The following is a 16,351-nucleotide window of genomic DNA, read 5'->3' as shown; positions in this document are numbered from 1 at the left end:
AGGACTCCCCGCTACTCTTCAAAATAACTGAGTAAATTTCTATCTTGATTTTCAGATAAAAATCTTTCCTTCTGTGACCTCTTCTTACGCTTGAGAAGGGCTTCTGCCGACATGGCTTCTTCCTTACTGGCAAAACCTTGAGCATAGATAAGTTTGACTGGCAAGCGTGCTCGCGTATATTTGGCTCCCTTCCCACTATTGTGGACAGCGAGACGTCTTCTCACATCAGTCGTATAGCCTGTATAGTAAGATCCATCACGACACTCCAGCACGTACATATAAGCCTTATGATCCATAATAAATCTCTTCGAATTCAGGCGTATAAGAGCCATCATCATTGTGAACAATGAGAGGTGGTAAGACCTTAAAGCCACTTGTTGAACCATCCTTGATGGCCTCAATCAAGAGCATATTAGCTTCCTTTTCCTTTTTTGGATAGACAAATTGCAGACGCTTAGGTGCTAAATTATGTCGTTGCAAGCTGTCCAAGATATCTAAAAGTCGATCAGGACGATGAACCATGGCCAAACGCCCATTAGACTTGAGAATGCTCTGAGCACTACGACAGATTTCCTGCAAATTGGTCGTGATTTCATGGCGCGCCAAGAGATAATGTTCACTCTCGTTCAGATTAGAATGAGGGTCCACCTTGAAATAGGGCGGATTACACAAAATCATATCCACCTTACTTCCCTGTATACGAGAAGGCATATTTTTCAAATCATCACAGATGACTTCCATCTGCTCTTCCAAAGAATTCAAACGGACAGAGCGTTCAGCCATATCCGCCAAACGCTCCTGAATCTCAACAGCCAAAATCTGTGCCTGGGTACGAGTGCTGGCAAAAAGCCCTACTGCTCCATTCCCAGCACAGAAATCCACAATCAATCCCTTCTTAGGGAAACGTGGAAAGCGTGACAAGAGAACACTATCCACCGAATAGCTAAAAACCTCTCTATTTTGAATGATTTTAATATCTGTCGAAAAGAGCTGGTTAATACGCTCTCCTGATTTTAATAATTGTTCTTCTTCCATGGTCTTATTATAGCAAATTTATATTAACATTACAAAAGATAGAGATTTCTAACTAGTGCTTCTGATTCTTCAAATGTTGAAGGGCTTCCTTGGTCCAAATTGGCATCATTCGTTTAAGAGGAGCAAAGCCGTAGTTAAAACGGTCGCTTGAAAAACGTCGCCGTCTCGGAAACTGGTGCTTTTCTTCCTCCAAAGTGCGGATAGAAAGACTAGCTTTCCCTGTAAATTCATCTAAATCCACTACCTGAACCAGAACCTCTTCATCGACTTTCAAGGCTTCATGAATATTTTCAATAAAGCCTGTTCGAATCTCTGAAATGTGAATCAGCCCCGTATCACCCGTCTCTAGCTCAACAAAGGCTCCGTAGGGCTGAATCCCTGTAATACGCCCCTTTAGCTTATCACCGATTTTCATCTTAGTCCTCGATTTCAATTGTTTCAATCACAACATCTTCAACTGGCTTGTCCATAGCCCCTGTCTCAACAGCAGCAATGGTATCTAAGACAGAGTAAGAAGCTTCATCAGCTAACTGACCAAAAACAGTGTGACGACGGTCTAGATGAGGAGTTCCTCCTTGCTCTGCATAGATTTCCGCAATCGGTTCTGGCCAACCACCACGAGCGATTTCTTTCTTAGAATAAGGCAGGTGTTGGTTTTGCACGATAAAGAACTGGCTGCCGTTGGTATTTGGACCAGCATTGGCCATGGAAAGAGCACCACGGATATTGTAAAGTTCTTCTGAGAATTCATCCTCAAATGATTCGCCGTAGATTGATTCGCCACCCATACCAGTTCCAGTTGGGTCTCCACCTTGAATCATAAAGTCCTTGATAATACGATGGAAAATGACACCATCATAGTAACCATCTTTTGAAAGAGCTACAAAGTTAGCCACTGTTTTAGGAGCATGTTCAGGGAAAAGCTTGATACGCAAGTCTCCGTGATTGGTCTTAATAGTCGCGATAGGACCTTCTACTGTTTCAATGTCTACCTGTGGGAAATGCAATTCTTTTTCTACCATACCAAATCCTTCTAAGGCATCAAAAATGCCATCTTCTTCCAATGTTTTTGTAATATAATCTGCTTTTTCTTTGATGTTATCATGAGAAATTCCCATTGCAACGCTGATACCAGCGTAATCAAAGAGTTCCAAGTCGTTGAGGCCATCTCCAAAAACCATGACGTTCTCTGGTTTCAAGTCAAGGTGTTCCACAACCTTTTCCACACCTGTCGCTTTGGAGCCTGAAATCGGCACAATATCAGACGAATGTTGATGCCAACGAACCATGCGAAGTTTGTCTGAGAGACTGTCAGGCAAGTGCAAGTCATCTCCTTTATCTTCAAAAGTCCACATCTGATAGATGTCTTCTTTCTCATGAAAATCTGGATCCACATCTAAATCAGGATAAATTGGATTAATAGCTTCACTAATCATATCGGTGCGAATCGACAATTTGGCGTCATGACTCCCAACCAAGCCATACTCAATTACTTCTTGCTTAGCCCAAGAGATATACTCCTCAACATCTGACTTATCGATCTGATGTTGATAAATGACCTGACCTTTTTTATCTTCGATATAAGCCCCATTCAAAGTTACAAAAAAGTCAGGCTTGAGCTCACGAATCTCCGGAACGACACCAAAAATCCCTCGTCCAGAAGCAATACCTGTCAAAATTCCTTTCTCACGTAATTGCTTAAAAACAGTTGGGATTGAAGCTGGAATAAAACCTGTCTTTGAATTTCGCAATGTATCATCAATATCAAAAAAGACAATCTTGATCTTCTTTGCCTTGTATCTTAATTTGGCATCCATCTCACTACCTCTTTCAATCTAACTCTTTCCATTATACCATAAAGTAGAGAAATCCCACATCCCCAATAAAATCCTTGTCTCTTATCCGAATTCCTTTACTAAATACAAAACCAAATCATCATTATTTTGGCTAGTTGCATTCATTTCCAAGGGTTGATTTCGATACCAGACACCTGTACCATCTGGAATATAGCCTCGTTTAATATACAATCTCTGGGCAGGACCATACCCCAAGTGCAAACCTACACCAAGAGTGACCTTACTCGAAACAAACTTGACTCGTTTTTCTGCTTCTTCTAGCAGTTGATTCCCAATCCCTTGATTTCGAAAAGGCTCAAACACATTAAAATCTGATAATTCTGGATAGACTTCTGCAAAAGGACCATGTTTAGCAGAGGGCAAAATGGTAATATAACCTGCCACTACTCCATTCATAGTCGCTACCAAGACTTCTCTGTCGCCACTTGCTTGCTCCCAAAAATAGCTAGCTAAGATTTCTTCTCTACCAGGCCAACCTTGATTCATAAATCCATGAGATAAGGATTCAATATCAGACTTAATCATATTTCTAATCGTACAATTCATCTTTGACTTACCCACCTTTACTCTTTCTATACCATTATAGCACGCCAAGGTCAGAAAAAAACTATCTCGTGAAAAAAGACCCGTTGGGGTCTTAATTCGCTTTCTTGTTTTCAAGCTCATGAAAAAGAGGTCCACCCGGACCTCTTTTTTAATCTTCGTTTACGAAAGGCATCAAAGCCATTACGCGAGCGCGTTTGATAGCTGTTGTTACTTTACGTTGGTTTTTAGCTGAAGTTCCTGTTACACGACGAGGAAGGATTTTCCCACGTTCTGAAACGAAACGGCTAAGAAGCTCAGTATCTTTGTAATCAACATATTCAATTTTGTTTGCTGCGATGTAATCAACTTTTTTACGGCGTTTGAATCCGCCACGACGTTGTTGAGCCATGTTTTTTCTCCTTTATAATTTTAGTTGTCCATTAGAATGGTAAATCATCATCTGAAATATCCAATGGATTTGTTGCTCCAAATGGATTTTCATCACGTGAAAAGTCTGGTACTGAATTTGTAGGTGCTGAATAGTTTGCAGTTGGGGCAGAGTAAGCTCCACCTGTGTGACCTTCACGCACACTACGGCTTTCCAACATTTGGAAATTCTCAGCCACGACCTCTGTCACGTAGACACGTTGTCCTTGCTGGTTATCGTAACTACGAGTCTGGATACGACCTGTCACCCCGATAAGTGAGCCTTTTTTAGCCCAGTTAGCAAGGTTTTCAGCCTGTTGGCGCCACATAACGACATTGATAAAATCAGCCTCACGTTCGCCATTTTGACTCTTAAATGTACGGTTTACTGCAAGAGTAAAAGTCGCAACTGCTACATTTGATGGGGTATAACGCAACTCAGCGTCACGTGTCATACGCCCTACAAGTACAACATTGTTAATCATAGTTTACCTTCTTACGCGTCAGTTTTGACGATCATGTGACGAAGAATGTCAGCGTTGATTTTTGAAAGACGGTCAAACTCTTTAAGAGCTGCATCGTCGTTTGCTTCAACGTTAACGATGTGGTAAAGTCCTTCACGGAAATCTTTGATTTCGTATGCAAGACGACGTTTTTCCCAAGTTTTTGATTCAACAACAGTTGCACCGTTGTCAGTCAAAATAGAGTCAAAACGTGCTACCAAAGCGTTTTTAGCTTCTTCTTCAATGTTTGGACGAATGATATAAAGAATTTCGTATTTAGCCATTGATATGTTCCTCCTTTTGGTCTAATGACCCCCAGACTTTGCAAGGGGTAAGTGAGGTTCGCTCACAATAAACTATTATACTAGAAAACAATTTTTTACGCAAGTAAAAAGACTAAAATAAAAAAAGAAGATGACGAATCATCTTCTTAAAAACTATGCGTTTTTAGTCTTCTTTCTTCTTGCGAGTAAGAAGTCCAAATCCACTTAGGGCTCCAAGGAGTCCAAGCGCTGCGAGGCTAGCGTTAGCTTCGGTACCAGTATTTGGCAATTCGCGTTTACCTTCAGCTTCTTTCACTGCTGTTTGTTGCGCTGGTTGCTCTTGTGTTGTTTCTTGAACCTTACGATAAACATGACGAACATTTCCGTTTGCATCTTTTTCTGTTCTTACTAATTCATATCCTGGGATATCTTTAGCTGGAACTTCACCATTTTCATTTGGAAGAATTGGGTTACCATTTTCGTCCACAAATGTTGTGATAATTGATGTTTCTGGTGTTGTCACTTTACGGTAGACATGACGTACATTACCTTTCGCATCTTTTTCTGTTCTCACAAGTTCAAATTCTGGAATATTTTCACTTGGATGCTCTCCATTTTTCGTTGGGCGAATTGGATTTCCTTTTTCGTCTACATAAGTAGTCACTTTCTCCTCTTTTTGTGGTGTTGGAGTAGGCGTTGGTGTTACAACTTTTTCATAGATATGTTCGATATCACCGTTTGGTAATTTCTTAGTCTCTACGAATCTGTATCCTGGGATATCTTTCTTCGGTTGATCTCCATCTTCTGTTGGATAGTTTGGAATTTCTTTTCCTTCTTTATCCTTGAATGAAGTTTTCACTTTTTCGTATACGTGTTCCACATCTCCGTTTGGAAGTTTCTTAGTCTCTACGAATCTGTATCCTGGGATATCTTTCTTCGGTTGGTCTCCATCTTCTGTTGGATATCCTGGAATTTCGTTTCCTTCTTTATCCTTGAATGAAGTTTTCACCTTCTCGTAGACATGTTCTGTATCCCCATTTGGAAGTGTTTTCGTTTCTACGAAGCGATATCCTGGAATATTATCTTTCTTAGGTGTTGTACCTTCTTCTGTTGGATATCCTGGAATTTCGTTTCCTTCTTTATCCTTGAATGAAGTTGTTACTTTTTCATAGATGTGTTTCGTATTACCTTTTTCATCTGTTTCAGTCTTAACAACTTTGTAGCCTGGAACTGGTTCAGATGGTTGTTCTCCATCTTTAGATGGGATAAGTTCTGTTTCTTTTCCATCTTTTCCTACTACTACAAACTTAGTATCAGGACGAACTGTTGGTGTGTAAGTTGCTGTTGCTGGTGTTCCGTTCTTATCTACACGTTTTACAGTAACAGCTGGTGCTTTTCCTGTAAATGATTTTTCTGGTGTAAATGTTACCGTTCCATCTTTGGCAACTTCGAATTTACCAACACCTTCTACTGTTTTAACAGTGCTTCCATCTTCAAATGTTGCTGGTACTTCATCATCCATTGGTACTTCTGGATTTCCTGGTGTGAATGTTGGTTTTCCTGTTTGAACTTCACCTTTAGCTCCTTCAGATGTTTTCCCTTCAGATGTTGGAGTTACTGGTGTTACTGTTGGTGTGTAAGTTGCTGTTGCTGGTGTTCCATTCTTATCTACACGTTTTACAGTTACCGCTGGTGCTTCTCCTGTAAATGATTTTTCTGGTGTGAATGTTACTTTTCCATCTTTGGCAACTTCGAATTTACCAACACCTTCTACTGTTTTAACAGTACTTCCATCTTCGAATGTTGCTGGTACTTCATTGTCCATTGGTACTTCTGGGTTACCTGGTGTAAATTTAGGTGTTCCTGTTTGTACTTTTCCTTGAAGTCCTGTTGATTTATCACCTTCTGCTGTTGGTGTTACAGGTGTAACTGTTGGTGTGTAAGTAGCCGTTGTTGGTGTTGCATTCGCATCTTTTACTTGTACTGTCGCTGGCACTGGTGTACCTGTGAAGTCTTTATTTGGTTTGAATGTTACTTTTCCTGATTTTGGATCAATTGTGTACTTACCAACTTCTTTTCCATCTTTATCTTTCGCTGGAATTTCTTTTTCTGTTACAGGTTTTCCATCTACTACGAATTGTGCTGGTTGCTCATCTGTAATTGTGATTGGTACTTCTGGGTTTCCTGCTGTGAATGTTGGTGTACCTTCTTGAGTTTTACCTTGGATTCCTGTTGATTCTGCAGGTTTTCCTTCTGGTGTTACAGGTGTAACTGTTGGTGTGTAAGTCGCTGTTGTTGGTGTTCCATTCGCATCTTTTACTTGTACTGTCACTGGATCTGGTGTTCCTGTGAAGTCCTTGTTTGGTGTGAATGTTACTTTTCCTGATTTTGGATCAATTGTGTACTTACCAACTTCTTTTCCATCTTTAGTAGCTGGAATTTCAGTTTCTGTAATCGGTTCTTTTGTAACAGGATTATAGAATGTCGCTGGTTGCTCATCTGTAATTGTGATTGGCACTTCGCTGTTTCCTGGTGTGAATGTTGGTGTACCTTCTTGAGTTTTACCTTGGATTCCTGTTGATTCTACAGGTGTTCCTGTTGGGGTTACTGGTGTTACTGTTGGTGTATAAGTAGCCGTTGCTGGTGTTCCATTCGCATCTTTTGCTTGTACTGTCACTGGATCTGGTGTTCCTGTGAAGTCTTTATTTGGTGTGAATGTTACTGTTCCAGTTTTTGGATCAATTTTGTACTTACCAACTTCTTTTCCATCTTTAGTAGCTGGAATTTCAGTTTCTGCGATTGGTTCTTTTGTAACAGGATTATAGAATGTCGCTGGTTGAGTTTCATCAATCTTGATTGGTACTTTCACGTCACCTGCTGTGAATGTTGGTGTACCTTCTTGAGTTTTACCTTGGATTCCTGTTGATTCTACAGGTGTTCCTGTTGGTGTTACCCCAGTAAATTTAGGTGTGTAAGTTGTTTTCGCTACAGTACTATTTGTATCTTTTGCTTGTACTGTTACTGGTTCAACTTCTCCAACATACGTTTTATCTGTTGGTGTGAATTTCACTTCACCTGTTGGTACTCCATTTTCATCTTTAACTAATGAGTAAACTCCGATTTCTTTACCGTCTTTAGTAACCGTTACTGTTTCAGCTTCATTTCCTGATTTATCTAGTAACTTAATGGTAGATTTAACGATTGGAGCTGGTGATTCTGGTTCTTTATTTGGGTTACCTGGAATAAATTCAACAGTTCCTGATTGTTCTACCCCTTGTGGTCCTTCTGATTTAGCAGGATTTGCACTTGGGTTAACTGGAATAATCGATGGTGTGTAAGTTGTTGTAACTTGTGAACCGTTTGTATCTTCTCCACGTACTGATACAGGAACTACATCGCCTGCATACGGTACTGTTGGATCTGGAGTAAAGGTTACTTCACCAGTATCTTTATTTAATGTATATTTACCAATTACTTTACCTTCTGGACTCTTAGCTGGAACTTCTTCAGCTGGTTGATTGTTTTCGTCTAATAATGTCGTTTTACTTGTAACGATTGGTGTTACTTCTGACCCTGCTGTGAATGTTACTGTTCCCTTTTGAACTTGTCCTTGAGGTTTGATAGAAGTTGCTTCTTCTGCAGTTGGTGTTTCTGGAATAATACTTGGTGTATAAGTTGTAACCGCAGGTGTTCCATTTACGTCTAACGCTTGAACAACTGCTGCTGGTACTTTACCAGTGTATTGTAAATCAGTTGGTGTGTACGTTACTTTATTCGTAGTTGGGTCGATTGAGTATTCCCCGATCTTATTACCATCTGGTCCCATTACGTCTTGTTTCGCAGTTGGTTCTAATGGATTACCATTTTGATCTAATAGTCTTGCAGTTCCTTCTTGAATCGCAACAGTTTCTTCTTTACCATTTACTGTAACTGTTCCTCCAGTGAATGATACTGTTCCTTCTTGAGTTTGTCCTTGAGGAGCTTTTGATTCAGCTGGTTGCCCTTGTGGTCTTACTGGAACGATGTTTGGAGTATAGTTTGTTTCTGCTGGTGTTCCGTTTGAGTCTTGCATACGAACACGGGCTGGTAATACTGGACCTGCATATGTTTTATTCGTTGGTGTGAAGATTACTTCTCCTGTAGTTTTATCTACTGTGTAATCTCCTACTTTATTACCATTTTTATCTGTTGCTGGTAATGTTTCAACTGGGTTTCCACTGTCATCCACTAACGTTAATGTTTCAGGTTTCATTGTTGAATTTTCTGAACCTGGTGTGAATGTAGGTTTTCCTTTTTGAGTATCCCCTTGTTTTGCAGTAGATTCTGCTTCTTGTGCTGTTGGTTCTACTGGTGTGATATGTGGTGTGTACTTAGCAGTTGCTTTTGTACCATTTTCATCTTCCCCTTGGATTGTTACTGGAAGAACTGGTCCAACATAAGTTTTATCTGTTGGTGTAAATACAGCTGTTGGTATTCCATCCACTACTGTTAATGTATATGTCCCAATTACTGTTCCATCTGGTTTTTTCGCTGGAACTTCAGTAGCTAGTTGTCCATCTTCACCTAATAATGTGTAAGCATCAGGATTCATTGGAACTGATTTTTCAACTTCTACTGGGTTATCGTTCTTATCTAAGTAAGTAACAGTGTTTTTACCTGCTGTAAATGTAATTTCTTGTTCTTGAGTTTCACCTTGAGGTTTAGTCGTTTCTCCACCTTCTGCAGTTGGTGTTACTGGTTTAACTGTTGGTTGGTAAGTTACTGTACCTGTTGAAGTTACTGGGTTTCCATCTTTGTCTACCCCAACTTTACCTGTAAATGATACTTTAACTGGGTCTGGATCGCCTGTGAAGTCTTTATTTGGTGTGAATACTACTTCTCCTGTTGTAGGTGTAATCGTGTAAGTACCGATTGTTTTACCATCTTTTGTAGCTGGAATTTCAGTTTCATCTGTTGGATTTCCTGTCTTAGGATCCACTAACTTAGCTGGGAATTCTTCTGAAGGAGTAATCTTGTTATTCGCAGTATCTTTGAATTCAGGAGTTCTTGTTTGTTTCGCTCCTTGAATATCGTTAGATTTCTCTTTTCCATCTACGATTTCACGTTTCATTACGTGAGGGATATAACGTCCATCCATTGAACCTTTTTCTGAAGCGCCTTCTGGTGTTACTTGTTCACTGATTAATGTTAATTGGTCTCCGTTATTTCCTTCACCGTTGACGATTGGTTTACCAATTTTACCCCATCCAGTTGTAGCACCGTTCGTATCTGTACGACGGATTGTAATACCATCTGCATCTCCAACGAATGTAGCTTCTGGAACGAATTCTACGCTAACGTCTTTTCCTTTAGCTGTAACTTTATATTTACCTTGTCCTGGTACTACATAGTAACCATCTACTAATTCAGCATCCGTCACAACTGAACCATCAGGTTTAACGATTTGTGGTTTCACTGTTTCATCAATAGCTGCTTTTTCTTCGAAATTATAATCCTTATTTCCATAAGCGTTGAATTTAATAGTTGAATTTTGAGTTGCACCTTGAATATCGTACGTTTCTTCTTTTGTACCACGTGGTGGAATTGTTTGTTGGATTTGGAAGTCTTCTACTTCCCCAGAGTAGGCAATTCCTGTCGCTTCTTTAACATCTGCTTTATCATTTGCGATACGTAAACGAGTTGCTAATTTAGTCGCAGTTACATCTACGTTTTGAACAGGAGTTGTCCAAGTTAGTGTTACTTCTCCATCTTTTGTTACTTCAACAGCTCCAGCACCTTCGTTTTCATCGAATTTACCATTTCCGTTAAAGTCAATCCATCCATTTACGAATGCATTTTTACCGCCACCTAAGTGAGCGTCAAATGTCATTGAGTAAGTTCCAGCGTTAACTTTTTTCAATTTGTAGTTGTCGCCTTGAGCTACTTTATCACCCATTAATTGGCGAGCACCTTCGTCTCCGCCTTCACCGTTCACATCATCATATTTGAAGGCTGTTTCATCTGTAATTTTCTCCGTACGGATATCAACATCTGGCTCTTTTGCACCTAAGTATGGTTGAGTAATTCCAGCACCTTTTGCGATAGCGTGACCTACTTTACCATAAGAGGCTGGAGCATCCCCTTCGTCTAATACCATGAATCCGAACATAGCCCCTTGTTGACCACTTGATAGGATATAAACCCCTAGGTTTTTAGCATTACGTGTTAACACAACTGGTGTAGACATACCAGAATCACGGTGAGTAACCGCTGGTCCAAATACTTGTGTTCCTAAACCATCACTATACACTTTTCCATCTTTATCTGTTACAGTAGATACTGTTTCTTCAGTAATTTCTGTTGAACGGAAACCTTTTGCTTTATCAGCGATAAATGGTTCAAAGGCTGTTTTTCCTTTTCCTTCGATAGAGTAAGATTGTCCTAATTGACGACCTTGACCATTTCCTACTGGACTTAAGTTATAACGGTTATCATAAGTTTCTGCAGTATAAGAACGAGCAGTTGGTACTCGATAGTTTGTATTCGATAATTCAGTAACTAATTCGAATCCATCCCCATCGGTTTTGTAGATTTCAATCTCAGATGAACCCGCTTCTTCCCCTGTAGCAAATACAACGTTCGCTGGTACTTCTTTACCATTTAAAGTTGCTTTAACTTTGAATTCTACCCCAACGTTTGCTCCATTTTTTACAGATTGGATTACTGTCGTACCACCTGTATCAATTCCATTTGTTTTCGCAACAGAATATCCACCTTGACGAACAACTTTAACTTCTGCTTCAGTTCCATCTGAATAAACGTTTTTAGCATTCGCATCATATCCTGCTCCACCACGTTCTTTATAAACGTCAGTTGAGTTAAATGGTTTTAAGGCTGTAACTTCCATTTCCACAACATATCCAGGAGTCAATTCTTGCTTGAACTTGGTTCCAACTTTTAGTTTTCCACCGTCACCAAGATTTTCAACGACTGCTGTTTTACTTGTGATATCAAACCATTTAATTTGGTGTTTTAAGCGTTCAGTGTTTTTATCAGCATATTTTTTCCAGTGATCAGCTTGTTGAGCTTCAGTTAATGGCGCTTCGTCAACTTTTTCAGCTAAATCTGCTAAAACTACCTCAAATTTACCGTCACGACCAATTCCTGCTTTTTTCAGTTCACTGTAGACTGCAAGAATCGATTCATTTAAACGTTCTAATTGAGCATCTACTTGTTCCTTTGTAATGCTCTTGTCAGCTAAAAGTACTTTTGATTCGTTAAGTACCGCTTGGTTTTTAGCAACCGCTGCTTCAACTGCTACTCTATTTTCTTCTGATACTTCTTTCTTACGAAGTTCTGTAGCAGCAAGTGTATTAGTTACATCAGCTTCTGAAGAAACTTGTGTCAAGATAGTTGTTGCAGCAGAAACAGATTTTTCTGTTGGTGTGATGCTTTTTTCTGCTTCTTCTTTTGCCGCCTTATCTTTATCAGCCTCTTTTGTTTCTAATCCTAGCTTGTTTGATTCTGTTACAACTGTTTTCAATGAAGAAAGAATATCTTTTTGAATATTTATCTCTTCTTGCTTGGCAGTTTCATTTGCCAAAACAGCTTTCGCAGTAGCTAAGGCTTCACGAGCATTGGCTACAACTGAGGCATCCGCATACTTAGCATTTGATAATGCAGTCTCTAAATTTGAAATACTCGTTTCAAGAAGTGACTTATTTACTTGAACTTCTTCTTTCTTAGGTGTTTCAGCTGTCTTTTCTGTCAACTGAATAGTACTTGCTCCTAATTCTGGAGAAGCATTTTCTACTTTTTGAATATTTTCTTTAGAGTCTGAAACTGGATTTTGTTCAGTAGCTGCAACTGCTCCATTTCCCAAGAACATTAAACCAGCAGCAATCGCTACTGATGCCGCTCCAAAGCTATACTTACGAATACCATAACGAATATACTTTTCCGTTCTAAAATCTTGTTGTTTCCCCTTCATTTAGAGTTACAACCTCCTTTTATAAAATTATTTTTTTCTATATACCTAACTCCTGGCCAATCTTTCTATCTCATACTAATAGCCATTCAGTTAAAATTGTAGATCTTTCTGATGTCACATAAAAAGTGCAAACGTTAGATAGATATATCCTAAGGATTACCTAAAGAGGAAACGGACAGTCACCTCTATTTTCGAAACGTCACACTTATTCTATACATATACACATGTCTGTACATACAAATAAAGACTGAATTACTATACGTTAGTAGAGAGAGTTGATTAGACACTATTTTGAGCCTAAGTAACTAATTATTAGTATAACATTTAAAAAATAAAATTTCAAATACTTTGTTTGAAACATCTAACATTATAGGATTGTAAATGAGACTGGTTAAAAAAATCAATTGAGAGGAAAATATAATAATTTTTTATCAAAAAAACACATAATATCAAAATTTTTAATACCTGATACTATGCATTTTTATGATTCCAAGGAGTTTTATCTATCCTATTTTACTATTATATTTTTACGGTTTAATACGGTGCAACATACGTGGGAACGGAATGGCTTCACGGATGTGTTTTGTTCCTGCTGCGAAGGTTACCATACGTTCGATACCGATACCAAATCCACCGTGTGGAACTGTACCGTATTTACGAAGGTCAAGATAGAATTCGTACTCTGTACGGTCCATACCAAGTTCATCCATCTTAGCGACAAGGGCATCGTAGTCTTCCTCACGCATAGAACCACCGATGATTTCTCCATAACCTTCTGGAGCAAGCAAGTCTGCACAAAGCACGCGCTCTGGATTTCCAGGAACTGGTTTCATGTAGAAGGCCTTGATGGCTGCTGGGTAGTTCATGACAAATGTTGGCACACCAAAGTGGTTTGAAATCCAAGTTTCATGTGGTGAACCAAAGTCATCACCATGCTCAAGATGCTCATAGTCAGCATCTTCATCATTCTCATGCTCTTGCAAGAGGTCGATGGCTTGATCGTAAGTGATACGTTTGAAGGGCTCTGCAATGTAGCGTTTTAAGAGCTCTGTATCACGTTCCAAGGTTTCCAAGGCTTGAGGCGCACGATCAAGAACACCTTGTAGAAGAGCTTTTACATAAGCTTCTTGCAAGTCAAGTGACTCATCGTGTGTCAAGTATGAGTACTCAGCATCCATCATCCAGAACTCAGTCAAGTGACGGCGTGTTTTTGATTTTTCAGCACGGAATACTGGACCAAAGTCAAAGACACGACCAAGAGCCATCGCACCTGCTTCTAGGTAAAGCTGACCTGATTGGCTCAAGTAGGCTGGAGTTCCGAAATAGTCAGTTTCAAAGAGTTCAGTTGAGTCTTCTGCCGCATTTCCTGACAAAATTGGGCTATCAAACTTCATGAAGCCGTTCTTATCAAAGAACTCATAAGTCGCATAAATGATAGCGTTACGGATTTGCATCACCGCTACTTGCTTACGAGAGCGTAGCCACAAGTGACGGTTATCCATCAAAAAGTCTGTTCCGTGTTCTTTTGGTGTGATTGGGTAATCTTGAGATTCACCAATCACTTCGATGTCTGTAATGTCCAACTCATAGCCAAACTTAGAACGTTCATCTTCTTTGACAATACCTGTCACATAGACAGACGTTTCTTGGCTCAAACGTTTGATAACATCAAACTTCTCAAGTCCTACTTCTTCACCAAATTTTTCGACAAAGTTTGGTTTAAAGGCTACACCTTGAAAGAAGGCTGTTCCATCACGCAATTGCAAGAAGGCGATTTTCCCTTTTCCTGATTTGTTGGCAACCCAAGCTCCAATCGTCACTTCTTGACCAACATAGTCTTTTACATCAATAATCGTTACACGTTTTGTCATTATTTTTCCTTTTCTTTTTTATTTTTCCATAAATGCTTTCAAGCGTTTAACTGCTTCTTTAAGTGTGTCTAGATCTGTCGCATAGCTGAGGCGCACATTTTCTGGCGCTCCAAAGCCAGCTCCTGTTATGAGTGCCAAACCAACTTCCTCAAGAATAGCTGTTGTAAAGTCAGTCACATCCGTATAACCTTTCATCTCCATGGCTTTTTTAACATTTGGAAAGAGATAGAAGGCTCCTTGTGGCTTAACAACTTCAAAACCAGGGACCTCACATAATAGCGGATAAATGGTATTGAGACGCTCCTCAAAAGCTTTACGCATGATATCAACAGAATCCTGTGGTCCTGTTAAGGCTTCGATAGCCGCATATTGAGAAACAGATGTCAAATTTGAAGTTGTTTGTCCTGTCAATTTACTCATAGCTGCAATGATTTCCGGATCACCTACCGCATAACCAACTCGCCAACCCGTCATGGCATAGGCCTTAGATACACCGTTGATAACAATGGTTTGCTTACGAATTGCTTCTGATAGACTTGAGATTGGAACAAATTCATTTCCATTATAAACAAGGCGACCGTATATATCATCTGCTAAGATCAGAATGTCATGCTCAACTGCCCAATTTCCGATAGCAAGTAATTCTTCACGAGTATAAACCATACCAGTCGGATTAGATGGTGAATTGAGAACCAAAACCTTTGTCTTATCTGTCCTAACTAGTTCTAGTTGATCCACCGTGACTTTAAAATCATTGTCTTCTTTAGCTTGAACAAAGACTGGAATCCCTTCTGCCATCTTGACCTGGTCTCCATAACTAACCCAGTATGGAGTTGGAATAATAACCTCATCTAAAGGGTTAATTACAGCCATAAAGAAAGTATAGAGGGAGAACTTGGCACCTGTAGCAAAGGTAACCTCGTTACTTGCGACAGAATAGCCATAGTAGCGCTCGAAGTAGGTATTCACCGCAGCTTTTAATTCTGGTAGGCCTGAAGCTACTGTATAGAAGGAAGCCTGTCCTTCTCGAATAGCTTTAACTGCTGCATCCTGAATATTTTCAGGAGTGTGAAAATCTGGTTGTCCCAAGGTCAAGAAAAGGACATCCTTACCTTGAGCTTTTAATTTTTTTGCTCTCGCATCACTAGCTAAAGTAACACTTTCTTCCATTTCTAAAACACGGTTGGATAGTTTCATAGGCCCTCCTTATTGACCAATGCTCCTGTTTCAAAATCTACTAGATAAAAATCAGATCCTGACTTGACTTCCCAGATTGGTTTGTCTTGATAACGACCAAAGGTAATCTTGTCAATCTCGCCAGCTCCTTTTTCCTTAGAAACAGCTTCTGCTTTTTCTTGTGAAACACCTTGATTTAGCTGATAAACGTAAATCTTATGGTCATCTTTTCCGATCAGGACAGCAAGTGCTTCTTGCTGTTTATTACGACCAAGAACGCTGTAATAGGATTCCAAGCCATTGTATAAATCAACCTGATCAGCCTGCTCTAATCCTGCATACTGCTGAGCTAATTTTTCTCCTTCACTTTTAGCTGTTTGGTAGGGTTTCATACCCAAAAACACCAGATACAGAAAGGAAGCACTGATAACCACAAACAAAATCGTCATCCCTAGACCATACTGCCACAGTAGATTATTTTTTGCTTTTTTTTGTCTTTTTTTCACTCGTCTATTTTACCATCTATCTGGCTTTATTACAAGTGAATATAAGAATACTCTTCGAAAATCAAATTCAAACCACGTCAGCTTCGCCTTGCTGTACTCCAGTACAACCTGCGGCTAGCTTCCTAGTTTGCTCTTTGATTTTCATTGAGTACAAGCAACCAATTCTATTTCTTCCTTCAAAGCAAACCGATTTTTCTTGTTTAAAATCGAGAGAGAAAAGC

At 39.6% G+C, this 16,351-nt stretch carries 12 protein-coding genes; all 12 read right to left on the bottom strand.

All coding sequences use genetic code 11. The features are described from left to right. Positions 1-11: 11 nt before the first annotated feature. Complete coding sequence (locus NMM26_RS07510) at positions 12-296, bottom strand: GIY-YIG nuclease family protein (RefSeq protein WP_254754129.1); 285 nt, start codon at positions 294-296, stop codon at positions 12-14. Continuing rightward, positions 286-1,035, bottom strand: a complete 750-nt coding sequence (locus NMM26_RS07505) for a tRNA1(Val) (adenine(37)-N6)-methyltransferase (RefSeq protein WP_254754128.1) — start codon at positions 1,033-1,035, stop codon at positions 286-288. The genes NMM26_RS07510 and NMM26_RS07505 overlap by 11 nt, the downstream gene beginning before the upstream one ends. Positions 1,036-1,087: 52 nt before the next feature. Beyond that, positions 1,088-1,450 (bottom strand): S1 RNA-binding domain-containing protein, encoded by a 363-nt coding sequence (locus NMM26_RS07500; RefSeq protein WP_042901323.1) that lies wholly within the window; start codon positions 1,448-1,450, stop codon positions 1,088-1,090. Position 1,451: 1 nt separating this feature from the next. Continuing rightward, complete coding sequence (locus NMM26_RS07495; RefSeq protein WP_254754127.1) at positions 1,452-2,852, bottom strand: bifunctional Cof-type HAD-IIB family hydrolase/peptidylprolyl isomerase; 1,401 nt, start codon at positions 2,850-2,852, stop codon at positions 1,452-1,454. Between the two features lie 81 nt (positions 2,853-2,933). Beyond that, the gene (locus tag NMM26_RS07490; RefSeq protein WP_254754141.1) at positions 2,934-3,437 is read right to left on the bottom strand and encodes a GNAT family N-acetyltransferase; all 504 of its coding nucleotides are present in this window, start codon (positions 3,435-3,437) and stop codon (positions 2,934-2,936) included. Positions 3,438-3,585: 148 nt separating this feature from the next. Continuing rightward, entirely contained in the window at positions 3,586-3,825 is a 240-nt protein-coding gene (gene rpsR, locus NMM26_RS07485; RefSeq protein WP_000068664.1) for a 30S ribosomal protein S18, read from the bottom strand. A gap of 31 nt (positions 3,826-3,856) precedes the next feature. Next, the gene (gene ssbA, locus NMM26_RS07480) at positions 3,857-4,327 is read right to left on the bottom strand and encodes a single-stranded DNA-binding protein SsbA (RefSeq protein ID WP_000609606.1); all 471 of its coding nucleotides are present in this window, start codon (positions 4,325-4,327) and stop codon (positions 3,857-3,859) included. Positions 4,328-4,338: 11 nt separating this feature from the next. Next, positions 4,339-4,629: a 30S ribosomal protein S6 gene (gene rpsF / locus NMM26_RS07475; protein ID WP_001151784.1), complete on the bottom strand. Its 291-nt coding sequence runs from the start codon at positions 4,627-4,629 to the stop codon at positions 4,339-4,341. A 163-nt stretch (positions 4,630-4,792) separates the two neighbouring features. Continuing rightward, a complete protein-coding gene (locus NMM26_RS07470; RefSeq protein WP_254754126.1) occupies positions 4,793-12,577 on the bottom strand; it encodes a GEVED domain-containing protein in 7,785 nt (2,594 codons plus the stop codon). A gap of 527 nt (positions 12,578-13,104) precedes the next feature. After that, positions 13,105-14,451 carry an asparagine--tRNA ligase gene (gene asnS, locus NMM26_RS07465; RefSeq protein WP_161683683.1) on the bottom strand — a complete coding sequence of 449 codons (1,347 nt, stop codon included), beginning with the start codon at positions 14,449-14,451 and terminating at the stop codon, positions 13,105-13,107. A gap of 15 nt (positions 14,452-14,466) precedes the next feature. Continuing rightward, a complete protein-coding gene (locus NMM26_RS07460) occupies positions 14,467-15,645 on the bottom strand; it encodes a pyridoxal phosphate-dependent aminotransferase (protein WP_254754125.1) in 1,179 nt (392 codons plus the stop codon). Further along, positions 15,642-16,130: a DUF5590 domain-containing protein gene (locus NMM26_RS07455; protein ID WP_254754124.1), complete on the bottom strand. Its 489-nt coding sequence runs from the start codon at positions 16,128-16,130 to the stop codon at positions 15,642-15,644. Before NMM26_RS07455 ends, NMM26_RS07460 begins: the two co-directional genes overlap by 4 nt. Between the last annotated feature and the right edge of the window lie 221 nt (positions 16,131-16,351).

The sequence above is a fragment of the Streptococcus sp. CF7_Ac1-8 genome (genome assembly GCF_024295435.1).
GTDB classification, from domain to species: Bacteria; Bacillota; Bacilli; order Lactobacillales; family Streptococcaceae; genus Streptococcus; species Streptococcus mitis_AP.
The sequence above is the reverse complement of the archived record's forward strand: the minus strand, read 5'-3'. Positions and strand labels throughout refer to the sequence as shown.